Annotated in this window: 24 protein-coding genes; 7 read left to right on the plus strand and 17 right to left on the minus strand. The window is 59.2% G+C overall.

The annotated features are described in order from the left end of the window. The first annotated feature begins 1 nt into the window (after position 1). Positions 2 to 1102 carry a cystathionine gamma-lyase gene (locus ACR3FC_RS07930; RefSeq protein WP_480474197.1) on the plus strand — a complete coding sequence of 367 codons (1101 nt, stop codon included), beginning with the start codon at positions 2 to 4 and terminating at the stop codon, positions 1100 to 1102. Here ACR3FC_RS07930 and ACR3FC_RS07935 read toward each other — a convergent pair whose 3' ends face one another. Then, on the minus strand, positions 1103 to 1486 hold the full coding sequence (locus ACR3FC_RS07935; RefSeq protein ID WP_267363718.1) for a hypothetical protein: 384 nt from the start codon (positions 1484 to 1486) through the stop codon (positions 1103 to 1105). Positions 1487 to 1645: 159 nt separating this feature from the next. Between ACR3FC_RS07935 and ACR3FC_RS07940 the strand changes: the two genes are divergently transcribed. The 3 genes from ACR3FC_RS07940 (at position 1646) to ACR3FC_RS07950 (ending at position 4624) form a co-directional block, all read left to right on the plus strand. Next, positions 1646 to 2566 carry a DnaJ C-terminal domain-containing protein gene (locus ACR3FC_RS07940; protein WP_480474198.1) on the plus strand — a complete coding sequence of 307 codons (921 nt, stop codon included), beginning with the start codon at positions 1646 to 1648 and terminating at the stop codon, positions 2564 to 2566. Then, positions 2563 to 2901: a hypothetical protein gene (locus ACR3FC_RS07945; RefSeq protein WP_480474199.1), complete on the plus strand. Its 339-nt coding sequence runs from the start codon at positions 2563 to 2565 to the stop codon at positions 2899 to 2901. Before ACR3FC_RS07940 ends, ACR3FC_RS07945 begins: the two co-directional genes overlap by 4 nt. 64 nt (positions 2902 to 2965) lie before the next feature. Beyond that, on the plus strand, positions 2966 to 4624 hold the full coding sequence (locus tag ACR3FC_RS07950) for a U32 family peptidase (RefSeq protein WP_480474200.1): 1659 nt from the start codon (positions 2966 to 2968) through the stop codon (positions 4622 to 4624). Here the strand turns inward: ACR3FC_RS07950 and ACR3FC_RS07955 are convergent. From ACR3FC_RS07955 to ACR3FC_RS07970, 4 genes are all read right to left on the minus strand, one after another. Then, positions 4621 to 5241, minus strand: coding sequence for a cytochrome P460 family protein (locus ACR3FC_RS07955; RefSeq protein WP_480474201.1), 621 nt, complete (start codon positions 5239 to 5241; stop codon positions 4621 to 4623). The two genes, ACR3FC_RS07950 and ACR3FC_RS07955, sit on opposite strands and share 4 nt — an antisense overlap. Positions 5242 to 5527: 286 nt before the next feature. Next, positions 5528 to 6715: a dual-specificity RNA methyltransferase RlmN gene (gene rlmN / locus ACR3FC_RS07960; RefSeq protein WP_480474202.1), complete on the minus strand. Its 1188-nt coding sequence runs from the start codon at positions 6713 to 6715 to the stop codon at positions 5528 to 5530. A gap of 93 nt (positions 6716 to 6808) precedes the next feature. Next, positions 6809 to 7186, minus strand: a complete 378-nt coding sequence (locus tag ACR3FC_RS07965) for a lysozyme inhibitor LprI family protein (protein ID WP_480474203.1) — start codon at positions 7184 to 7186, stop codon at positions 6809 to 6811. A 108-nt stretch (positions 7187 to 7294) separates the two neighbouring features. Then, positions 7295 to 7462 carry a hypothetical protein gene (locus ACR3FC_RS07970; RefSeq protein WP_209598391.1) on the minus strand — a complete coding sequence of 56 codons (168 nt, stop codon included), beginning with the start codon at positions 7460 to 7462 and terminating at the stop codon, positions 7295 to 7297. A gap of 499 nt (positions 7463 to 7961) precedes the next feature. On the opposite strand from ACR3FC_RS07970, the gene ACR3FC_RS07975 reads away from it, so the two are divergent. Next, positions 7962 to 8765 carry a methyltransferase domain-containing protein gene (locus ACR3FC_RS07975; RefSeq protein WP_480474204.1) on the plus strand — a complete coding sequence of 268 codons (804 nt, stop codon included), beginning with the start codon at positions 7962 to 7964 and terminating at the stop codon, positions 8763 to 8765. 179 nt (positions 8766 to 8944) lie between these two features. On the opposite strand, the gene ACR3FC_RS07980 is transcribed toward ACR3FC_RS07975, so the two are convergent. Continuing rightward, positions 8945 to 9481, minus strand: coding sequence for an invasion associated locus B family protein (locus ACR3FC_RS07980; protein WP_480474205.1), 537 nt, complete (start codon positions 9479 to 9481; stop codon positions 8945 to 8947). Between the two features lie 179 nt (positions 9482 to 9660). Here ACR3FC_RS07980 and ACR3FC_RS07985 point away from each other — a divergent pair, with 179 nt between their 5' ends. Further along, positions 9661 to 10659 carry an asparaginase gene (locus ACR3FC_RS07985; RefSeq protein ID WP_480474206.1) on the plus strand — a complete coding sequence of 333 codons (999 nt, stop codon included), beginning with the start codon at positions 9661 to 9663 and terminating at the stop codon, positions 10657 to 10659. A 5-nt stretch (positions 10660 to 10664) separates the two neighbouring features. On the opposite strand, the gene ACR3FC_RS07990 is transcribed toward ACR3FC_RS07985, so the two are convergent. From ACR3FC_RS07990 to ACR3FC_RS08040, 11 genes are all read right to left on the minus strand, one after another. Next, the gene (locus tag ACR3FC_RS07990; RefSeq protein ID WP_267364302.1) at positions 10665 to 10985 is read right to left on the minus strand and encodes a YciI family protein; all 321 of its coding nucleotides are present in this window, start codon (positions 10983 to 10985) and stop codon (positions 10665 to 10667) included. Positions 10986 to 11007: 22 nt separating this feature from the next. Beyond that, on the minus strand, positions 11008 to 11436 hold the full coding sequence (locus ACR3FC_RS07995; protein ID WP_480474207.1) for an SRPBCC family protein: 429 nt from the start codon (positions 11434 to 11436) through the stop codon (positions 11008 to 11010). Further along, complete coding sequence (locus tag ACR3FC_RS08000) at positions 11424 to 11753, minus strand: ArsR/SmtB family transcription factor (protein WP_171638620.1); 330 nt, start codon at positions 11751 to 11753, stop codon at positions 11424 to 11426. The genes ACR3FC_RS07995 and ACR3FC_RS08000 overlap by 13 nt, the downstream gene beginning before the upstream one ends. Positions 11754 to 11794: 41 nt before the next feature. Then, entirely contained in the window at positions 11795 to 12673 is an 879-nt protein-coding gene (gene serB / locus ACR3FC_RS08005; protein ID WP_480476839.1) for a phosphoserine phosphatase SerB, read from the minus strand. A gap of 35 nt (positions 12674 to 12708) precedes the next feature. After that, positions 12709 to 13437, minus strand: a complete 729-nt coding sequence (locus ACR3FC_RS08010; protein ID WP_480474208.1) for a metallophosphoesterase family protein — start codon at positions 13435 to 13437, stop codon at positions 12709 to 12711. Between the two features lie 120 nt (positions 13438 to 13557). After that, positions 13558 to 15153 (minus strand): phosphoglycerate dehydrogenase, encoded by a 1596-nt coding sequence (gene serA, locus ACR3FC_RS08015; protein WP_480474209.1) that lies wholly within the window; start codon positions 15151 to 15153, stop codon positions 13558 to 13560. A 96-nt stretch (positions 15154 to 15249) separates the two neighbouring features. Further along, positions 15250 to 16404: a phosphoserine transaminase gene (locus tag ACR3FC_RS08020; RefSeq protein ID WP_480474210.1), complete on the minus strand. Its 1155-nt coding sequence runs from the start codon at positions 16402 to 16404 to the stop codon at positions 15250 to 15252. Between the two features lie 196 nt (positions 16405 to 16600). Then, the gene (gene gcvP, locus ACR3FC_RS08025) at positions 16601 to 19456 is read right to left on the minus strand and encodes an aminomethyl-transferring glycine dehydrogenase (RefSeq protein ID WP_480476842.1); all 2856 of its coding nucleotides are present in this window, start codon (positions 19454 to 19456) and stop codon (positions 16601 to 16603) included. Between the two features lie 113 nt (positions 19457 to 19569). Then, positions 19570 to 19935, minus strand: coding sequence for a glycine cleavage system protein GcvH (gene gcvH / locus ACR3FC_RS08030; protein WP_480474211.1), 366 nt, complete (start codon positions 19933 to 19935; stop codon positions 19570 to 19572). 18 nt (positions 19936 to 19953) lie between these two features. After that, positions 19954 to 21048 (minus strand): glycine cleavage system aminomethyltransferase GcvT, encoded by a 1095-nt coding sequence (gene gcvT / locus ACR3FC_RS08035; protein ID WP_480476844.1) that lies wholly within the window; start codon positions 21046 to 21048, stop codon positions 19954 to 19956. Positions 21049 to 21336: 288 nt separating this feature from the next. Then, the gene (locus ACR3FC_RS08040; RefSeq protein ID WP_480474212.1) at positions 21337 to 22533 is read right to left on the minus strand and encodes a Zn-dependent hydrolase; all 1197 of its coding nucleotides are present in this window, start codon (positions 22531 to 22533) and stop codon (positions 21337 to 21339) included. A 139-nt stretch (positions 22534 to 22672) separates the two neighbouring features. On the opposite strand from ACR3FC_RS08040, the gene ACR3FC_RS08045 reads away from it, so the two are divergent. Then, positions 22673 to 23323 (plus strand): histidine phosphatase family protein, encoded by a 651-nt coding sequence (locus tag ACR3FC_RS08045; protein ID WP_209505059.1) that lies wholly within the window; start codon positions 22673 to 22675, stop codon positions 23321 to 23323. Positions 23324 to 23330: the final 7 nt, after the last annotated feature.

The raw sequence follows: 23330 nt of genomic DNA on the forward strand, positions 1-23330 counted from the left end.
GATGAAAACTCCAAAGACAGGCGAAATGCTCCACCTGCGTGGCAACGCGTTGTCAAAAGGCGAACCCGTCGCCCTTCCACTGACGCAAAGCAGCATGTTCCATCTGCCCGGTGCGCCGGACGGCCACCCGACCTATGGCCGTGTCGATAACCCCACCTGGGTACATCTTGAGCATGTTTTGTCGCATCTGGAAGACGCGCCTTGTCTCAGCTTCCCGTCCGGCATGGCCGCGATTTCTGCGGCTCTGTTTGCAACGGTGCAAGCCGGGTCGCGCCTTCTGATCCCTTCGGACGGGTACTATGTCACCCGTCTGCTGGCGGACCGATTCCTTTCGCGTCTTGGCGTGACAGTTGAAGAGCGCCCGACCACAGCGTTTGCCGCAGGTGGTTTTGATGAGTTTGACGTTGTGTTCGCCGAAAGCCCTTCGAACCCCGGTCTGGACATGATTGACCTGAAAGTTATAGCCGAACAGGTGCGGTCAGCTGGCGGGGTGACGATTGCCGACAATACGACGATGACACCGCTGGGTCAGCGCCCGTTGGATTTGGGCATCGACGTGGTCGTGTCGTCCGACACCAAGGCGATGGGCGGGCATTCCGACATGCTGATGGGTCACGTGGCCAGCCGCAACAGTGACATCATGGAACGGGTCGAGGAATGGCGGAGAGTCTCCGGCTCGATCCCCGGACCGCATGAGGCATGGCTGTTGCATCGCGGGTTGGAAACGCTGGATGTCCGGTTCGACCGGATGTGCAACTCGGCTCAGGTAATAGCGGAACGGTTGGCAGGTCACCCGGCGGTCAAGCAGGTCCGCTATCCCGGGCTGGCCGAAGATCCATCACACACACTGGCGCAGGCACAAACGGCACGGTTCGGATTTCTGCTATCCTTGACTTTGGAAAGCGAAGACAAGGCCGAGGCCTTCATCAACACTTGCCCGCTTTTGCGCCCCGCCACCTCCTTCGGTGGTGTTCACAGCTCGGCCGAGCGCCGCGCGCGCTGGGGCGATAGTGTCGACCCGGCCTTCATCCGCCTGTCCGTTGGATGCGAACCGGTGGACGAACTGTGGAAGGCGATCGAGGCCAGCCTGAACGCGCTGTGATTACTTCTTCGCGGCACGCAGGTCCTTGAAAACGTAGATCGGCAGTACCACGCTGGCGATCAGCGCCCCCAGCCAGACAAGCAGCGTCGCCGCCAGCAGGTTCGAGATACCGCCAACGGTCAGCCCCGACGCGATGAGGTCGGTCACCAGCAGGCCCACAAATGTCACGACCAGGGCGATCCCACCTTTCAATGCGGGCGCTTTCTTTTCGCCAAGCTTCAGTATCAAGGGCTCGGCGATCACCTGAACGACGGTGAAAACAATCACAACCACGATAAATGAGATCGGTTTGATCGCGAAACCGGACAGTATCAGCGAAGCCAGCAACAGCCCGATGGCATTGCCGGCCAGCAGGGCCAAAGCGGATTTGATTCTGCGCGACATGGGATGGCCTCCGTCTATCTACAATCAGAAATATGAAGATATTAGCAGGCTTCTGAGTTTTTTCGAGACAATTCAATTGCCTCTTCCTTTTGACCCGTTGAAAACACGTGATAGAACACATTCATCAAGATCAGACCTGCCCTGACCCGCGAGTGTGAGATGAGCGACGATCCCTATTCCGTCCTTGGCGTACCGAAAGACGCCAGCGCCGACGAAATCAAGAAAGCCTACAGGCGTATTGCTAAGGAGTGCCACCCGGACCTGAAACCCGGCGATGCCAAGGCCGAGGCCAAATTCAAGGCCGCCGCTGCCGCGTATGACTTGCTGAAAGATCCTGAAACCCGCGCCCGCTTCGACAATGGCGAAATCGACGCATCGGGTCAGGAACGCCCGCAACAACACTATTACCGGGACTATGCCGAGGCCGCTGGAAACCCCTATCGCGGGCGTCAGGCGGACCCGGACGACATGTCGGACATCTTTGCCGAATTCATGCGCGGCCGCGGTGGATTTGGCGGCCAGCAAAGACATGAATTTCATGCGCCAGGGCATAACCTGAACTATTCCCTTCAGATCAGCTTTCTGGATGCCGTGTTTGGCGCCAGCCAGAAACTGACCCTACCAGACGGTAACCGGATCGAGGTCAAGATCCCCGCCGGTATAACCGAGGGTCAAACCATCCGTCTGCGCGGCAAGGGTGCTCCGGGTTATGGCGAAGGCCCTCCGGGGGATGCGTTGGTGACCGTCACGGTCGCCAAACATCCGGTGTTTGACCGTCAGGGCGACGACATCCATATTACGCTGCCGATCAGCATAGATGAGGCCATTCTGGGCGGCAAAGTCGCCGCCCCCACAATCGATGGCGGTGTAAACGTCAATGTTCCGGCGGGCACCAGCAGCGGTAAAACCCTTCGCCTGCGCGGCAAGGGGGTGAAGAAACGCGGCTCATCCCAGCGCGGCGACCAACTGATCGAATTGACTGTCTCGATGCCCGACAAGATCGATGATGACCTCAGGCAGTTCATGGAGACCTGGCGCGAAACGCACCGCTACGATCCGCGGAAAGGAATGCCGTCATGACCCTGACCGAAAAGGAACTGATCGAAACCGTCTCGCGCCTGACCTCTGACCGCCTGACCGAATATCTTGCGGCCGAGATCGTGATCCCTGAACAATCGGAGCAGGGGCTGGTCTATCACAGTATCGACGTTGCCCGGCTGGAACTGGCTTGCGAGTTGCACGAGCAATACGACATGGAGGCCGATGCGCTGTCGATGATGATCTCGCTGATTGATCAGATGCATGGGCTGCGCGCCGAACTGCGTGAGGTTCTGAACGCAGTCGAGGCGCAACCCGAGCCGGTGCGCCAACAACTGATCGAAGTTTTCGGCACAGCGCGGTTCCGTCGCAGATAACAGGGTTTTGGGCGCAATGATTATGGCGTAGAAGGCCGCCTTGATCCTTTGTCAGGTAGCTTCCATGACCCAGCCCAGATCCGAGTTGCTGATGCCTGCGGGCAATCTGCGCAAACTAAAACTCGCCATCCTCTATGGGGCAGACGCCGTGTATCTGGGCACGCCGGATATGTCGCTGCGCACCAAGTCCGAGTTTTCGCTGGACGAGGTAATTGAAGGGGTCGAGTTCTGCCACAACCATGGCCGGCGCGCCTACCTGACACTGAACCTGTTCTCGCATAACAAAGACATCCCGAAACTGGACGAATACATCGACACGGTGCGCAAGGTGCAGCCCGACGGGTTGATCATCGCCGATCCGGGCGTATTCCAATACGTCCGCGAGCGCGCGCCCGAACTGCCGCTGCATATCTCGACCCAGGCCAATATCTGTTCGTGGCTGTCGGTGAAGTTCTGGCAGGATCAGGGGGCCGAGCTGGTGGTTCTGGCGCGTGAGGTTTCCTATCCCGAACTGGTCGAGATCCGTGAGAAATGCCCTGATATCAAGTTAGAAGCCTTCGTGCACGGCGCTATGTGCATGACCTATTCGGGCCGCTGCCTGCTGTCGAATTTCATGGCCGAACGCGGGGCCAACCAGGGCAACTGCGCCAATTCCTGCCGCTGGAACTACGGTCTGAAACTGCGCCTCAAGGATGGTACGCATCAGGAATTGCGTATCACCGAAGAAAACGCCGACCTGTTCGAATTCCTGCTGGAAGAAGGCTGTCGCCCCGGTGACCTGATGCCCGTCGAAGAGGATGATCGCGGCTCGTACATCCTAAACTCACGCGACCTCTGCATCATGCCGAAGCTGGACGAGTACCTGAAAATCGGTGTCGACAGCCTCAAGGTCGAAGGGCGCGGCAAATCGGAATACTACGCCGCGATCGTCGCGCGGGCCTATCGTATGGCCATCGATGACTATTTCGCGGATCCCGAAAACTGGGACCCCAAGCCTTACATGCGCGAGCTCGAAACCGTCGGAAATCGCGGCTATACGCTGGCCTTTCACGAGGGTCGGCTGACAAACTATGCACATGATTACGAACACACGGCCTCGATCTCGCAATGGGAATATGCCGGGATCGTCACCGAAGTGACCGAGGATGCCTTTCTGGTTGAGGTGAAGAACAAGCTGGAACCGGGTGATGTTCTGGATTTCGTCTCGCCAATCGCACGCGACACGGTTCTGCTGCGGGTTTATGATTTCGAACGCGCCCATGATGGCGCGCGGCTGGACGTGGTGCATGGCAGCACAAAAACCATCATCCGGTTGCCTTTCACCCTGTTTGATCACGAGGATATCGACGATCTGCGCGCCCGTTTTCCGGTCTATTCAGTGCTGCGCAAGGAACGCGCCCTGACCGGCGAACACTGGAGCCGCATTCGCTTTGACAAGCTCGTGCAGGGATTAGAAACCTCCGGTCGCGACAATTCAACAGCTTATGCACGCCGTCGCGAAGATCTGGTTGAAAAGATTGGCGAAGACGGTAACGAACGCCGGTTCAAGACAAACCGCATCGGCACGGAAGGATGCTGCGGCAAGGGCTGCAACGGATGCCTGATCTTCTGGCAGGATGACAAATACGCGTTGGCCCGCGAGGTACTGTCCAAACGGAAACAAGGCGAACAGCTCAGCCGCCGTGAGGCGACAGAACTCAAGCTGCCGGGTGAACCGGCTTAGTTTTCCACCCGATATTCTTCGGGGATAAAGAACGTATAGTCGCGATCCGCCACTTGCTCGTGACAGACATGGCAGTACGCGACCTCACTGGCGCGGTCCCCCATAGTATCCCCGAACACCGACCCGTCCGGCAGCACCATTATATAACGCCAGTCAGCGGTGTTCGGGCTGGTACCGTCTGGCAATTTTTCCATTATGAACATGGCCCCTGGATGTATGTGACCTTCATCGGTCACCGTCATGCTGTCCTTGGCAAGCACCGATCCCATGGGAAGTTTTTCGCCTTGCTGCAATGTCCCGTAATTATGTGCCATTCGGTTGGCATACGAGTTTACGTAACGCTGCCCGTGCGTGGCCGAGATATAAGGCGCGTCGTTAAAAAGCGGCCAGCTTTGGTAGTTGAGGATCAGATCCAGTTGCGCCGCGGCATACCCCCGTGCCATGCGACGGCTTAGTGAATGGTAGTGGGCCGCGGCCTCATCCTTGCTCAACTCTGCCGGATTTTCGATCGCGATATGAGCGTTGTGACCATCCGCCGTTGCCAGTCCTGAAGAAATCAGAAGTATCGCGCACGCAATGGCTTTGTGCTGGAGAATTATTCGTAGATAGGAGTCCATTATTACGACCCACCTGAAAATCAGTTCGCCTGAGCGCCACGTGACGACAGAGTTCTTATTCTAGCGGCTCTGGGATCTCTTACCAGCTCAGGTCCCAGAATCTCACCGCCTTGTGCTTCGATTTGAACCTGCATCCTGCGGCATTGAATCTTTAAAATATAGCAAATTATGCATATTGAATCAGTATCTGAAACATTAAGTTTACAGGCACACTTCATGCGTGCAGGCGGTCATTTTGGACAATCAAAGCACGACCACCCGATCCATGATGAACCGGACAGAAAAACTACCGGGTTAAACCGGCTTCGGACTCAATCTGTTTGCGCGATTTTCGGGCACGTTCGGTTGCCGATTTCAACTGACCGCACGCCGCCATGATATCCTCGCCCCGTGTCTTGCGAATGGGAGAGGCGTAGCCTGCCTGATAGATGATGTTGGCAAAAGCGCGGATGCGGTTGTTCGAGCTGCGCTTGTACGGTGCACCGGGCCATTCGTTGAACGGGATCAGGTTGATCTTGGCCGGAATCTTGTGGCGCTTGATGTGGTCGATCAAACGATGGGCATCCTCGTCACTGTCATTCACACCGTCCAGCATCACGTATTCGAACGTGATCCGCTCGGAGTTCGAGGCATTGGGATAGCTGGCCAGCGCCTGCAACAACTCATTGATATTCCAGCGCTTATTGATCGGGACCAGAACGTCGCGGGTTTCATCCGTGGTTGCATGGAACGAGATCGCCAGCAGACAGCCGATTTCCTCGGCGGTGCGTGCAATTTCGGGTACCACTCCGCTGGTCGACAGCGTGATGCGGCGGCGCGACAGGGATATCCCCTCGGGGTCCATCGCGATCTTCATCGCGTCGCGGACGTTTTCGAAATTGTAAAGCGGCTCACCCATTCCCATCAGAACGATGTTCGACAGAAGGCGCGTTTCATCCTTTGGCGCACCGGGGGTCGGCCATTCGTCAAGATCGTCGCGCGCCATCATGATCTGCCCGACAATTTCTGCAGATGTTAAATTACGTACAAGTTTCTGGGTGCCGGTATGACAAAACGAACATGTCAACGTACATCCGACCTGAGACGATATGCACAGCGTTCCGCGATCTTCCTCGGGGATGTAGACCACCTCGACCTCGTGCCCACCCGCGATCCGGCACAGATATTTGCGGGTGCCGTCCTCGGACACCTGTCGGGTCACCACCTCAGGAATCTCCACCACAAAGTTGTCGGCCAGTTGCGCACGGTAGGCTTTGGCGAGATTCGTCATCTGGGAAAAATCGCGCACGCCCCATTGATAGATCCACTGCCAGATCTGACCGGTGCGCATCTTGGCCTGCTTTTCCGGCGTGCCATGTTCGATCAGAACCTCGCGCAAACGGTCGCGGGTGAGACCGACAAGGTTCACCTTCCCCTCGGGCAATTTACGAGGGAGAGTCATGACGTCTTGCGTGATCGGCGCTTTGGGCGACATTGTGGTACCTGCTGGGGCGTATCTTCAAGGATTCTGGCTTGGGATGCGCCTCTATATAGGAACCTGTGCAAAGATCAAAAGGAATCGTTTCAGTCAGTCTGCAAAACTCAACAGTTCTTCAACGCGTGCCCGCCCCAAATTCACCCGGCATGATGTGATTGCGATACCTGTACCCGATCCGCCACCAAACGACGCGCCGACGGCGGTGCAATGCGTATCGCGATAGGTTTCCCAGGCTTGTTGCGCCGCTATGAGGGCAGGTTCAGCCACTATCCGCCCGGTGACCTCATCCAGCTCCTTGGCAGATTGTACCGCCAAATCAAAACTCACCTGCAGCGCACGCGACACCCGTGTTTCCATCTCTCCGACGCAGGATCCGATTTCGACTTGTGATCCGGCGTCGGAACATTCCAACGCCGGGTCGGCGGTTGCAGTGGCTGGCAAAAGCAGTGCAATCAAGATCAGACGCATGGCCGCCTCATTCATCTATTCAGCAGGGGTCAGGCCAGAGTAACATGTTTTGCCAGAAAGGTTTAGATGCAGGTTGGCCCCCTGAATCAACGGAAATGCGGTTCCGCGTCAGACACCCGCGGGTGGGACATAGCAATCTTCGGCATCCAGGGTCTTGACAGGATCGTTCGGTCCGCATTGTTCGCCGGTTACGGGATAAGTCTCGCCCTTGTTTTCACAGGCGCTCAGCAGCATGGCTGATATCATCATCAGCGCGGCAAGAGATTTGTTCAGCATGGCGGTAACTCCTTTGTTTCTCTTGAACTGATTAGTTCAGAAAACGTCAAGGCTCACTTTGACACGGATCAAGTAAACGCGTTGATCCTGCGTAAAGTTACAACCCACGCTCTGGAGGGAATTACAGTACTGGTCCACGTTGTGATTGAGTTCTGCGGTGTCGAAGAGTTCCCACCTCAGAAGGTTTCAACATAGCCGCGACGGAAGCGCTTGTGTGGCATACTGTTTGAATGTGGAGCGTACCGAAAGCGGCGCTTGGTGATACTGCATCCTGACAGGCACGAATAAGAAAAGGCTTACGCAGACCGGTCAACATCGCAGTCTTGGCCTTCAACTCGCCGCGCACAACGCGAGCGGATTGGGTTGATATGCGAACGATCAGTGACCGCAACGCGGGACTTTGCTGCCGTTTGATCGGGTTGCCCACAGGTCCGCTTCTTTTGATTTCGTGGCTAAGTGTGTTTAGCATTTCTGCAGGATGTATTTTGAGAGCTAAGCCATGTCTGATCCATATTCTGATCTTGGCGCACAAGACACCGCGCTTCAGGAACGTATTGCAGCAGCGATGGAAGCCCGTTGCCTTGAGCCTGCACAGGTCGCAATTCGCAAGGCCTACTTGAGTGAGTTAAAGCTCCCGAGCAATGCACGTGCGTTGGAACTCGGGTCCGGTACAGGCCACGTAACTAAGGACCTACTGGACCTTGCAGGCGCGAAAACAGCGCATGGGCTCGAACCTTCGCCGGTGATGGTTGAACGGGCGAAAAAGAGCTTTGGAGATGATGCGCGGCTCAGCTTCGATATCGGCGATGCAAAGGACACGGGGTTTGAGGACACATCATTCGACGTTGTCCTAATGCATACCCTGTTGTGTCACGTGCCTGACCCCGAAGTTGTTGTTCAGGAAGCATTCCGCATACTGAAGCCGGGTGGTGTATTGGCGATTTGTGATGGCGACTACGACACAGCGACGGCGCAGATTGCAGATTTCGATCCGCTGGATCAACTCATTCGGTTTATGATCAATCAAAATGTCACCAACCTTTGGATAATGCGTCAGGTCTCCGGAATGCTCGCCAAGACCGGCTTTCAACTTGGGGCAAGAAGAGGGCATGGATACGTCGCCGAAGCAGAAGCGACATACTTCCTGACTGTCATAGACCGAGGTGCTGACCGCATGATCGAAGAGCGTGTACTGTTTCCCGAAACAGCGGAGGCGTTGAAGGCGGAGGCAAGACGCCGGGTGGCTGAGAAGACCTTCTTCGGTTTCATGTCTTACGTAAGCCAGATTGCGACAAAGCCTTAGGGCAACTAAGCACTCTGGTAGACCGGACTTTCGTTCGCCGCGCAGCATCAGGCACTTTGGGCTCAATCCTGCCATTTGAGGGCGGATTGAGCAATCGCAGCATGGGCTGACCCACTTGACGGAAGTCCACATAAGAAAAGCGCCGCCAATGACGCGACCATTTGCTTAGGTCGGGGTGCTTACTTGGTGCAGCGCTTTTCGGCGTCTTCGATTGCTGCGGTAAAGCCCAGCAGCGAGAAGGTGTCCTTGGTTTGCGTGCCGCGTTCGGACCGGGCAGTCAGAACAGCCTCGGTTCCGCGTTTCAGCGCGGTGACGATCTTGGCGTCATCTGCATCTGACGCAGGCCAGGCCCACTCACCTTCGGTGAACAGTTCAAACTCGGACCCGTCGACATTCAGGTTCACCGTCGATCCCGGAGCAAACGGGTAGCCGCCGGTAAAGGTCACTTGTCCTTTGACCTCGGCATTGGGGCGATAGAACACAAACAACAGGATGTCGCTGCGCCGCACGGATACGACGCGCCCGCCCCGGGTGTTCACCGTTTCCTTGGGGGCCGAAACGCTCCAGCATTCGGTGGGATCATCTTCGACAAAAACGCTCCAGTCCGTTTTTGCAGCAACCCGGTTTGTGCTTGTCGCCTGCTGGGCGATTGCAGAAGTCGCGGCGATGCCTGCCACACACAGGCCCGCAATCGTACGAACGAGCATTGATCCCATTTGTCCAGCCTCCTAGCTCGACCGATACCTCAAATCCATCGGACATGGCTGCGAACCCTTCCGGCCCGTCTATTCCGTTGCGCATTCCGATGATTGCCGACATACACACACTAACGCAGGTTTCGCCACAGGCGAAAGGGCGATTGGCAGAATTTTGCGCATTAATTTCGGAGGTCCAGATGACGCAGCCCGTAGCAATGACAGAACTGTGGCGTGGCAACTTGCTGGAAAGCCTGCATCTGGGCCACGCGGTCATCTGCGACGACACCGGCCAGATCGTGCGCAGCTGGGGCGACCCGCAGGCGGTTATCTATCCGCGCTCATCCGCCAAGATGATTCAGGCGCTTCCGCTGGTCACGTCGGGAGCCGCGGCAAAATACGGATTGAACAGCGAACATCTTGCGCTGGCCTGCGCGTCCCACAATGGGGCCGCGATCCATACCGACCGCGTGACAGCGTGGCTTGATCATCTGGGGCTGAGCGAGCACGACTTGCGCTGCGGGCCACAGGAGCCAGCGGACACTGCCGCGCGGGATCGGCTGATCCTGGCGGATGACACCCCGTGCCAGATCCACAACAACTGTTCCGGCAAGCATTGTGGTTTCCTGACACTGGGTCAGCATATGGGCGCAGGGCCGGAATATCTGGAAATCGATCACCCGGTGCAGCAGGCCTGCTTGTCTGCCATCGAAGAGACGTCAGGCGAAACCAGCCCCGGTTACGGTATTGACGGCTGTTCCGCCCCGAATTTCGCCGTGTCGCTGACCGGGCTGGCCCGGTCGATGGCATGGTTCGCCAGCGCCTCGGATCGGTCCGACCGTTCCAGCGAGGCGGCGGTGCAATTGGTGGCGGCAATGGTAAAACACCCGCAACTGGTAGCCGGTGAGACCCGTGCCTGCACCGAACTGATGCGCGCCATGAACGGGCGTGTTGCCATCAAGACCGGAGCCGAGGCGGTGTTTGTGGCCATCATCCCGGAAAAACGCATGGGCGTTGCGCTGAAGATCACCGATGGCACCACGCGGGCCAGCGAATGCGCCATCGCCGCTATTCTGGTGAGCCTTGGTGTGCTGGAGGCCGATCACCCGGCCACCCGCAAGTTCATGAACGCCACGCAATACAGCCGCCGGGGGCTGGAATGCGGCGTGATCAAACCTGCGCCGGGTTTCCCCGGCTAAGGCCCCTACATCTCGATCTCGTGCACCTCGGCCACCTCGACCGAGCCCGAGCCATTGACGACCATCGGACAGCCCTTGGCCATCTCGGTCGCGGCTTCGATACTGTCGGCCTTGATCACGGTAAAGCCCGAGGCCGGGTTTGCGCCGCCATTGTCGACAACCCCGCTGCTGCTGACCGTATAGGACTGTCCGACCGGGTTGCCGGGGATCTCTAACGCTTCGGCCATACCCTGAAACCATGCGCCCCAAGCGGCCATGGTCGCCTCAATCTCGGCGGGGTCGGTCGGGGTGTGTCCCCCGTGATAAACAAACAAATACTGGGGCATATCGCTCCTCCCTGATGAAACCTTATTTGCACTTCGCTTCGAGTTTGCGCAGCGAAGACGTCCAGCCCTGATTGTGGTTCGCGGCTGCTTCGGCATCGGCCAGTTCGCGGTGGTCCAAAACCAAGCGTGACCCTGTGCCCGTCGCTGTGACTGTGAAGGAAACGTGGCTTTCGGCCCCGCGCTGATCCTGATCGTCATGCCAGCCCCAGGTAAACCCCACCGAGTTTGGCGGGTCGACATGCGTGACGTGGCCCGAGACCTTGTATTGCTGGCCCTCGCTGTTTTCCATGACCGAATACCACGGGCCGGTGCGCGAGAAATCCAGATTATGCTCGGGGACATGCATCCCTTCGGGCCCCCACCATTGCAACAACCGGCTGCCGTCGCTGATCCATGCAAACAGATCCTCTGGGCTGACGGGGAAGTCCCGTTCCAGTTTCAGGTCGGCCATGAATTCTCCCTTTCGATGATATCACTGAGGCGATCGAGGCTGCTTTCCCAGAATTGCCGTTTGGAGATCGTCCAGTCGGCAATCATCCGCAGCCCGTCGGACCGGATGGAGTACATCCGTTGGGTGCCCCGCACGCGCTGCTGCACCAACCCTGCCTCGCGCAACACTTTCAGATGGCGCGAAATCGCAGCACCGGACATTCCGCGCCCTTCGATCAGGTCACCGGCGGGCAGTTCGCCCTGCTCCATCAGCTGCTCGACAATCGAGAACCGGGTGGCATCGGACAAAGCGGAAAAGGTGGTCAGAAGCGTGCTCATGACCCCTATTTAACACAAATGTTAAATAATGAAAAGCCCTGTCAGGATTCGACAAAATCCGCGCGACTGTACCCTTGCAGGTAAAGCAGTGCCGTCAGGTCGCCGTGATTCACCCGCACGTCGCATTTCGCGGCCACCGACGGCTTGGCATGAAGGGCAACCCCGGTTCCGGCCCGCCCCAGCATGCCCAGATCATTTGCCCCGTCGCCGACGGCGATCACGTCATTTTCAGACAACCCAAGACGCGTGGAAATCTGCTCAAGCGCCTCGATCTTGGCTTGCCGCCCCAATATGGGACGCGCCACATCGCCCGTCAGTTTGCCATCTGCGGCCAGCAGAGTGTTGGCGCGGTTTTCATCGAACCCCAGCAGCTCTGCCACCCGCGCGGTGAAGGCGGTAAAGCCACCGGACACCAGTGCAGCATAGGCACCGTTGGCTCGCATTGTTGCCAGCAACGCCTGTCCGCCGGGCATCAGGGTGATCCGTTCGTGCAGGACTTTGCCAATGACGCTTTCATCCAGATCCTTCAGCAGACCAACCCGTTCGATCAGAGCACCTTCGAAATCCAGCTCTCCGTTCATGGCGCGGGCGGTGATGTCCTTGACCCTTTCGCCGACGCCAGCCTCATCCGCCAGTTCGTCAATGCATTCCTGCTGGATCATGGTGCTGTCCATATCGGCCAACAGCATCTTTTTGCGCCTCCCCTGTGCGGGCTGCACAATCAGGTCCACGCCCATGCCTTGCAGATCAGCCCAAACATCCCAGCGATTGGCGGGCATGTCACTCAGCTCAAACTCGACCGCCTCGTCAGGGCTGAGCCACAGGACATCTCCACCGCCCCACGCGTTGCGCAGCGATTCAGGCAAGGCACGGTCCAGCGAGGGTGCAACCGGGTTGGTCAGCAAAGTGGCGACGTACATATTCCAATCTCCAGTGTCATACCCATGCGGGACGGTCAGGGCGTCAACGGTGTTCGACCTTGTTCGGTCAGTTCCCAGCATTTCTGTCCCTCGAATACAGCGACGCCCGTCGGGCGTCCGTACCCGGCCCCCGTGTCCAGATTGATCCGGTTGCCATAATGCGTCGCCTGATCCACAGGCGTGTGACCATGAACGATCAGTTTGGGGTGCGGGCCGTGGTAGTCGTGGAAGTCCTGTCTGATCCAGATCAGATCACTTGCCTGCTGTTCATTCAGCGGCACACCCGGACGGATACCCGCATGAACAAAGACAATCTCGGGCGTCTGATGCATCACCACCAGATCGCGCAGGAAGGTCAGGTGCGACTTCGGCACGGCTGTCTGAGCCATACGGTGCAGGTTTTCAAGGCGGATCTGACCTTCGAATTCCACCCCATAGCTGCGCAGGGTGTCGACCCCGCCCAACCTGTCATGCAGCCAGTGGTATCCCACCAACAAATGCGGATCGTGGCGCGGAGTGTCCTCCATGAACCAGGCAAACATGCGGTCGTGATTGCCCAGAAGAGTAATCCAGTTCCGACCCGCATCACGCCCGGCAATCAGGCGGTCGATCAGCCCGCGACTGTCAGGGCCGCGATCCACGTAATCACCAAGGAACACGATCTGCGCATCGAGGCCGCCATCGCTTTGGATCAGAGACAGCGCGCGCTCCAGCTCAGCCACCTGCCCGTGCAGATCACCAATGGCATAGACTGGCAATGTCATAGAATCCTCCGGCGGTATGAGTCAGCTCGCTTGTGACTCAGATTGCGAAATCATAGAAGAAAGGACCCGGGTATTCGTATAACCGGGTCCTGAACTGTTTCTTAAACTCAACAGCCGCGATCAGGCGACGTCGAATTCCAGCGGTTTGATCTGCGTGAACAGGCCTGTTTCGGCAAGCTTTGCCCGTGCTTCGGCCGGGACCGGTTCGTCGACATAAAGCAACGCAATCGCTTCGCCGCCAGCCTCTGTACGGCCGAGGGTAAAATTGGCGATGTTAACGTTGTTTTCACCCATGGTCTGACCCAGCGTGCCGATGATGCCGGGCACGTCTTCGTTGGTGGTGTACAGCATATGAGCGCCGACCTCGGCATCGATATTGATGCCTTTGATCTGGATAAAGCGCGGCTTGCCATCGCTGAACACCGTACCCGCGATCGACCGTTCACGCTTGTCCGTTACGACCGTGACCTTGATATAGCCATCAAAAACACCCGACTTATCCTGATTGGTGGTCGAGATTTTGATCCCGCGTTCTTTCGCGACCACAGGGGCCGAGACCATGTTCACCTCGGGGTTGAACTTTTTCATGATCCCCGCGACCACCGAACAGTTCAGCGCAGCCAGGTTCATTTCAGCGGCCACACCGTCATAGAGGATGTTGATCGCCTTGACCGGTTCATCCGTCATCTGGCCGATGAAGCTGCCCAGATGACCTGCCAGCTTGATCCACGGCCCCATCAGCTTGGCTTCTTCCGCTGTCACGCTGGGCATGTTCAGCGCGTTCTCGACCGCGCCCGTCAGCAGGTAGTTCGAAATCTGTTCAGCCACCTGCAAGGCCACGTTCTCCTGCGCCTCGGTGGTCGCCGCACCCAGATGGGGCGTGCAGACCACGTTGGGCAGGTTGAACAATGCGTTGTCCTTGGCGGGTTCCTCGCTGAACACGTCAAAGGCCGCTCCGGCAACATGACCGGATTGCAGCATTTCGGCCAGAGCCACTTCATCGACCAGACCGCCGCGGGCACAGTTGATGATCCGTACGCCTTTTTTGGTTTTGGCCAGATTCTCGCGGCTCAGGATGTTGCGGGTCTGATCCGTCAGCGGCACATGCAGGGTAATGAAATCGGCGCGCGCCAGCAGTTCGTCCAGCTCGACCTTTTCGACGCCCATCTTGGCCGCTTTCTCTTCGCCCAGATAAGGGTCATAAGCTATGACTTTCATTTTCAGGCCCAACGCGCGTTCGCACACGATGCCACCAATGTTACCGGCACCGATCACGCCCAGTGTCTTGTTGGTCAGCTCGATCCCCATGAACTTGGACTTTTCCCACTTGCCCGCATGGGTCGAGGTGCTGGCCTCGGGGATTTGCCGCGCCACGGCGAACATCATCGCGATGGCGTGTTCGGCGGTGGTGATCATGTTGCCGAAGGGTGTGTTCATCACGATCACCCCTTTTTTCGAGGCCGCCTCTTTGTCGACATTGTCGGTGCCGATCCCGGCGCGGCCGATGACCTTCAGCCTGTCGGCTTTTTCCAGAAGGGTCGGTGTAACCTTGGTTGCCGAACGGATGGCGAGGCCATCGTATTGACCGATCACCTCGGCCAGCTTGTCTTTGTCTTTGCCCAGCTCGGGCATGAAATCCACGTCAATGCCACGGTCGCGGAAAATCTGCACTGCGGTTTCGCTGAGATTGTCGGATACGAGTACTTTGGGAGCCATTTTGGTTGGTCCTTTGAATTCTTCAGGGGGTAGCGGGCTGACGCCCGCCTTACATCAGTGATGGGGTAGGCCGGGCTTCAGCCCGGCACATGAAACTCAGGCAGCCTGCGCCTGCGCTTTGATCTCGGTCGCAAAGGCCCATGCCAGCCAAGGCAGCATCGCCTGAATATCCGAGGTTTCAACCGTACCGCCGCACCAGATGCGCAGGCCCGCAGGCGCGTCGCGATAAGCGCCGATATCAAGTGCGATATTCTCGGCCTCAAGTCGCTTGGCGACCGCCTTGGCAAAGGCTGCACCGTCCTGAATACGCGCGTCGGTGAACTTCAGGCAGACCGAAGTGTTCGACCGTGTCGCCTCATCCTCTGCCAGGTTTGCGATCCAGCCGTTCTGGTCGCAGAACGCGTGTACCGCACCCGCATTGGCATCCGCACGCGCGATCAGCCCCTGCAATCCGCCCACCGAGCGGGCCCAGTCCAGCGCAAACAGATAATCTTCGACCGCCAGCATTGACGGCGTGTTGATCGTTGCCCCGGTAAAGATGCCTTCGATCAGTTTGCCGCCCTTGGTCAGGCGGAAAATCTTGGGCAGCGGCCATGCGGGGGTATAGCTTTCCAACCGTTCAACAGCACGCGGGCTGAGGATCAGCATCCCGTGGGCCGCTTCGCCCCCCAGTACCTTCTGCCAGCTGAAGGTTGTTACATCCAGCTTGTCCCAGGGCAGATCCATCGCAAAGGCCGCCGAGGTTGCATCGCAGATCGTCAGGCCCTGGCGGTCATCGGCAATCCAGTCGCCATTGGGTACCCGTACACCCGAGGTGGTGCCGTTCCACGTAAAGACCACGTCATTCGCGAAATCGACCGAGGCCAGATCAACGATCTGCCCGTAATCCGCCGTCTTCACCTCGGCGTCGATTTTCAACTGCTTGACCACATCGGTCACCCAGCCGGACCCAAAGCTTTCCCAGGCCAGCATCTCGACCTTGCGCGCACCCAGCAAAGACCACAGCGCCATTTCAACCGCGCCGGTGTCCGAAGCGGGAACGATGCCAATGCGATAATCCGCCGGAATGCCCAGAATCTCGCGCGTGCCTTCGATGGCCGCCTTCAGCTTATCCTTGCCAACAGCGGCGCGGTGCGACCGGCCCAATGCGGCATCAGCCAGTTTTGTCAGGTCAAATGTGGGGGGTTTGGCACAGGGGCCCGAAGAAAAGCGCGGATTTGCCGGCCGCGTCGCCGGTTGTTCGATCGTCATGTGTATTACCCTTCCAGATACACGCCCCTCGTTGGGGAGGGGTGTCCCACGGACAGACCTAGGGGGCCTTCGCACCTGCAGCAAGCAGAAAAGACGCTTTACCGGGTAAAAACGACATCTGAAACGGGCACAAATCAGAACACGCGTTTCCGATTGGCGAAAAACCCCGCCGATGTTTCGGCGGGGTAGGGTTGTGTTACTCTGCGGCGTCTTCGTATGCGTCCATGGGTGGGCATGTGCAGACGAGGTTTCGGTCGCCGTATGCGTTGTCGACGCGGTTGACGGGGGACCAGTATTTGTCGACGCCCATGGAGCCCGGAGGGAAGCAGGCCTGTTCGCGGGTGTAGGGGCGGTCCCAGTCGCCGACCAGATCACGCACCGTGTGAGGGGCGTTTTTCAGCGGGTTGTTTTCCGCGTCGATCTTGCCGTCGATGATGTCCTGCGCTTCCGAGCGGATCGAGAGCATGGCGTCGCAGAAACGATCCAGCTCGTCCTTGGGTTCGGATTCGGTGGGCTCGACCATCAGGGTTCCGGCCACCGGCCAGCTCATCGTGGGGGCGTGGAAGCCTGAATCGACCAGACGCTTGGCCACATCGTCGACGGTGACATGCGCCGCCTCGTCCAGCGGCCTTGTGTCGAGGATGCATTCATGCGCCACCCGGCCCGTTTCCGATGTGTAGAGGATCGGATAGGCGTCCTTGAGCCGCGCCGCGATGTAGTTGGCGTTCAGGATCGCCACCTTGGTGGCCTGCGTCAGCCCCGCACCGCCCATCAGCAGCACATAGGCCCATGAGACGGGAAGGATCGAGGGCGAGCCGAAGGGGGCCGCCGAGACCGGACCCACGGCGGTGCCATATTCCGGGTGGCCCGGCAGATGCTCGGCCAGATGCGCCTTGACGCCGATCGGACCCATGCCGGGGCCGCCACCGCCATGCGGGATGCAGAAGGTCTTGTGCAGGTTCAGGTGGCTGACATCGCCGCCAATGTCACCGGGGCGCGACAGGCCGACCATGGCGTTCATGTTGGCGCCGTCGATATAGACCTGACCGCCGTGATCATGGGTGATCTGGCAGACCTCCTGCACGGTGGTCTCGAACACGCCATGGGTCGAGGGGTAGGTGATCATGCAGGCGGCCAGATGGTCCGAATGCTTTTCCGCCTTTTCGCGGAAGTCATTCAGATCGATGTTGCCCTTGTCATCCGATTTCACCGGCACAACCTGCCAGCCCACCATCTGCGCCGAAGCCGGGTTGGTGCCATGGGCCGAGGTCGGGATCAGGCAAACATTGCGCTGCCCTTCGCCACGGGCGAAGTGATAGTTGCGGATGGTCAGAAGGCCCGCATATTCGCCCTGCGCGCCCGAGTTGGGCTGCTGGCTGATTGCGTCATAGCCGGTGATCTGGCACAGCTTGTCGTTCAGGTCCGCAATCATCTCGTGATAGCCCCGCGCCTGATCTTCGGGCACGAAGGGATGCAGGTTGCCGAACTCGGGCCAGGTGACCGGGATCATCTCGATCGTGGCGTTCAGCTTCATGGTGCACGAGCCCAGCGGGATCATCGCCCGGTCCAGCGCCAGATCGCGGTCGGCCAGACGGCGCATATAGCGGGTGATCTCGGCCTCGGCCCGGTTCTTGTGGAAGATCGGGTGGGTCAGGTACTCGCTTTCGCGCAGCGCGTAATCCGGCAGGCGGTATTGCTTGTTCGAGCTGTCATCCTTGCGGTCGATGCCGAAGGCACCCCAGACCGCCTCGATGGTTTCGGGGCGGGTCTGTTCGTCCAGGCTGATGCCCACGCGGGTCTCGCCGACCTTGCGCAGGTTGACGCCACGGGCCACGGCGGCCTCCATCACCACGTTCTGCAGGTGGCCGACCTCGACCGTGATGGTGTCGAAGAACACTTCGGGTTCCACCGCAAAGCCCGCCTCTTCCAGACCGGCGGCCAGACGCGAGGTCTTGCGGTGCACCGATTGCGCGATCGCCTTGATGCCGTCGGGTCCGTGATAGACCGCATACATCGAAGCAATGACCGCCAGCAGCGCCTGCGCGGTGCAGACGTTCGAGTTCGCCTTTTCGCGGCGGATGTGCTGCTCGCGGGTCTGCAGCGCCAGGCGGTAGGCCTTGTTGCCGCGGCTGTCGATGCTGACCCCGATGATCCGGCCCGGCATCGAGCGCTTCAGCTTGTCGGTGGTCGCCATATACGCGGCGTGCGGGCCGCCATAACCCATCGGCACGCCAAAGCGCTGGGTCGAGCCGATGGCGATATCCGCGCCCATCTCGCCGGGGGATTTCAGCAGCGCCAGCGACAGGATGTCGGCGGCGACAACGGCGATGGCGTTATGGTCATGCAGCGCCGCGATCTCGTTCGTGAAGTCGCGCACATGGCCATGGGTGCCCGGATACTGAAAGATTGCACCAAAGACGGCACCTGCATCCAGCTGATCGGGATCGCCCACCTGCACGTCGATGCCCAGCGGCTCGGCGCGGGTTTTGATGACCGCGATGGTCTGCGGATGGCAGTTGCGGTCGACGAAGAAGGCCGCGTTATTGGCCTTGGACCGGCCGCCGCGCTTGGCCATTGCCATGGCTTCTGCTGCGGCAGTGGCTTCGTCCAGCAGCGAGGCGTTGGCCACATCGAGCCCGGTCAGGTCGCTGACCATGGTCTGGAAGTTCAGCAGCGCTTCGAGCCGGCCCTGGCTGATCTCGGGCTGATAGGGCGTGTAGGCCGTGTACCAGGCCGGGTTTTCCAGAATGTTGCGCAGGATCGGCGCCGGGGTGGTGGTGCCGTAATAGCCCTGACCGATCAGCGAGGTCAGAACCTTGTTCTTGCCCGCCACCTGCTTCATGTGAAAGAGCGCATCGCGTTCCGTCATCGCCGGGCCCCAGTCCAGCGGCTCCTTCTGCCGGATCGCGGGCGGGACGGTGGCGTCGATCAGCTGGTCCAGCGTCTTGAAGCCGATCACCTGCAGCATGTCGCGCATCTCGGTCGGGCTGGGCCCGATGTGGCGGCGATTGGCGAAGTCATAGGCTTCGTAGTCGGTCAGTTTGAAGGCCATTGCAGCGCTCCTCAAAGAATGTCTCGCCCGGCCGCTCTGGCAGATGCCTCCGGCGGGAGTATTTGGAAAAAGATGAAGCGGGGAGCCCCGGTCTCTGGGGCTCCGGGCCGGATTTAGCCGATGAAGGCCTTGTAGCCGGCTTCGTCCATCAGATCTTCCAGCTGCGCGGCATCGGCGATCTTGATCTTGTAGATCCAGGCCTCGCCTTCGGGGTCGTCGTTCAGCGCGCCGGGATTGTCGGCCAGCGCCTCGTTCACCTCGATAATCTCACCATCAACCGGCGCGTAAAGCTCGGAGGCGGCCTTGACGGATTCGATCACGCCGATCTCGCTGTCCTTGTCGAACTCGTCGCCCACTTCCTGCTGCTCGACAAAGACCACCTCACCCAGCTGCTCGGCCGCGTGTTTGGTGATGCCCAGCGTGGCCGTGTCGCCTTCGACCGCCAGCCATTCATGCTCTTCGGAATAATAGGTTGCCATGGTGTCTCTCTCCTGACTTCAACGCTTGTAATTCTGTTTGACGAAGGGCAGCGCCACGATCTGCGCCGGTTGCGCCTTGCCCCGGATGATCAGGTTGACCTTCTCGCCCGGCTCGCCATGGCCCGCGGACACATAGCCCATCGCAACCGGGCCGCCGACCGTGGGGCCAAAGCTGCCCGAGGTGATCTGACCGATGGTGTTGCCCTCAAGGCATTGCACCTCGACCCCCTGACGCGCGGGCGCGCGGCCGTCGGGCTTGATGCCCACCAGCTTGCGCGCAGGCCCCTCGGCCAGTTCGCGCTGCACACGTTCCGCACCCGGAAAGCCGCCTTCTTCCTTGCGGCGCTTCTGCATCGCCCAGCCAAGGCTGGCCTCGACCGGCGAGGTGCTCTGATCGATGTCATTGCCATAAAGGCACAGACCGGCTTCAAGCCGCAGGCTGTCGCGCGCGCCCAGACCCGCCGGTTCGCAATCCTCATGCGCCAGGAACGCCCGGGTAATCTCGATCGCCTTGTCTTCGGGGATCGAGATCTCGTACCCGTCCTCACCCGTGTAGCCCAGCCGCGAGATGCGGCATTCGACACCCAGGATGTCAGCAATCGTGGTTTCCATGAACTTGAGGTCGCGCGCCGCAGGGCAGAGCGCGCCCACCACGTCCTCGGCCTTGGGACCTTGCACGGCCACCAGCGCGCGGTCGAAGATCTCGGTCACTTCGACACCTTCGAGATTGTCGCGCATATGCGGAATGTCCTGATGGCGCAGCGCCGCGTTCACCACCACAAAGTAATGATCCCCCGCATTCGACACGATCAGGTCATCCATGATCCCGCCTTCGGCATTGGTGAAGAACCCGTACCGCGCCTTGCCTTCCTTCAGCGTCGCATAAGCCTGCGGACACAGTGCTTCCAGCTTCTCGCCCACATTCTCGCCCCGCAATATCACCTGACCCATATGCGACACATCAAACAACGCCGCCTTCTCGCGGCACTGCTTATGCTCGCCCATGATCCCCAGCGGATACTGAACTGGCATCTCCCACCCGGCAAAATCAACCATCTTGCCGCCCAACTCAACATGCAAGGCATACAACGGCGTGCGTCTAATCTCGGTCATCTTGGATACCTTTTCGTATCTTTCGGTTTCGAACGCATTCCCGTCAGTCTGCCCCACGCTATCAATTTTGCAAGGATTCCGGTCAACTTGCGAACCAGAGTACCGCCTGTGGGACAAGTCTGTATACGGGCGTATGCATCCTTTGCGTTCCTATAGGAAACTTTTTTCCGTTAGGCAACATTGGTCTTTTGACTTTTGCATGGGTTTGCCGATCACAGTTTCGAGCGCGACGATAACACCAGACAAACCAACCGCAATGGCCTGTAAAAACAGTATTTTGCCCGCACCTTATCGCGCCTGCCCCATAAGTGACTGCACTGCGAGATCCAGCACCCTCAGCCCGGCCACAAGATCGCTTTCGGCGGTATCTTCGGCAAAATCGTGGCTTATACCGTTGATTGAGGGCACAAACAGCATTGCAACAGGCATCAGGCGCGACACGTTTGTGGCATCGTGCAGCGCGCCCGACGGCATCCTGCGCCACCTGCCGGGGGCCACCTGTTCGGCACCGTGTTCCAGCGCCACGCGCAGGGTCTGATCCATCGTGACAGGTTCCAACCCAAGCAAAGGGCCGTAGGTCAGTACCATGTCCCGTTCCCTGGCTACTTCCTGGGCTGAGGTACGGATGATTTCCTCCATCCGCGACAGCCGATCCGGATCGCCATCGCGCCACTGCATCGAGAACCGCGCCCGACCTGGCACGATGGACGACGCATTAGGGTGAAGATCGACCCGCCCGATGGTCCAGACGGTTTGCGGTGTCACCACATTGCGAAACCGTTCGTTGAGGCGCGTGTTGAACAGTGACAACGCCTGAAACGCATCGCGGCGCAAATGCATCGGCATGGTGCCCGCGTGATTCTGCTGCCCTTCGAAAGTGACCGACATGTCCCGGATGCCAACGATATCGGTAACGACGCCGATCTGCTCGTTCGCAGCGTCCAGAGAGGGGCCCTGTTCGATATGCATCTCGACAAAGCCACTGAACCGCGCGGGATCGACAAAACCCTGTGACAGGTTCGCCATGGAAGATCGGGCCTCGCCAAAGCTGACGCCGGCACCGTCGGTCAACGCATCGGCCTTGTCCAGCGGCAGACCGCCGGACCAGACCGCCGAACCTGTGGTCACACCGAACCGGCCTTCTTCGTCCTGAAAACTGACGACCGAGATCGGCTGGTCGCTGGACCGCGCGATCTCGAGCGCGGCGATCACGCCGAGCGCGCCATCCAGCCAGCCGCCTTCGGGCTGGCTGTCGGAATGCGACCCCATGAGCAGAGAGCGGCCGGGCGCCAACCCGAACAGGTTGCCGACCGGGTCGAAATGCGGTGTCAGACCCGCGTCGGTTATACGGTCCGCCAGCCATTGGCGCGCCGCGATATCCGCTTTGGAATAGGCCGGGCGGATGACCCCTTTGCCCACACCTGAGGCACCGAATTCACGCAGCTTGTGCAGATCCTCCAGAAAACGCGTGTGGTCGACGGCCATGAATCCCTCCGGGCGTGGTTGGTCAGGGCGACCATAGCCAGAAACCGGACAGCTGCGAATGTTTTTCCGGTGAGATCAAGAAACCCCTCTGGTCCCGGCAGGGAACCTGCCCTAAGACTTCGGCGCAAGAGGGAGCGACATGTCACATATCACATTGGTGCGGCACGGGCAGGCAAACACGACGGCGCGCGACGAAGCAAGCTATGACAAGCTGAGCGATCTGGGCCATCAACAGGCCCGCTGGCTGGGCGCGCATCTGCGTGACACCCGCAGCCACTATACACGCGTCTATTGTGGCACCCTGACCCGCCATACCGAGACGGTCACCAGCATGGGATTAACCGATCCTGTCTGCGACGCACGGCTGAACGAGATCGAGTATTTCACCCTTGCACAGCTGTTCGAAGAACAGCACGGCGTCGAAATCCCGACCGATCGCGAGGGATTTGTCGAACACCTGCCCAAAACCTTCGCGGCCTGGGCCAGCGGAAAGATCGAGAACGCGCCGGAATCCTTCGACGCGTTTGAAGCCCGCGTCCGCGATGCATTGCACGAGATCGGGACCGAGGGCGGACCGGCCATCGTCGTGACCTCGGGCGGGTTGATCTCGATGGTGGTGCGTCAGGCGATGGGGCTGGACATCCCGTCAATGGCACGGGTGGCCCTTGCCATCATGAACACGTCGATGCATCGTCTGCACCCGATTGGCGCACAGCTGAGCCCGGTCCTGTTCAATGCGGTGCCGCATCTGGAAGCACCCGACCGGCAGTTTGCGCAGACCCACCTGTAGGAAGCAG

The organism is Ruegeria sp. AF3 (genome assembly GCF_056536285.1).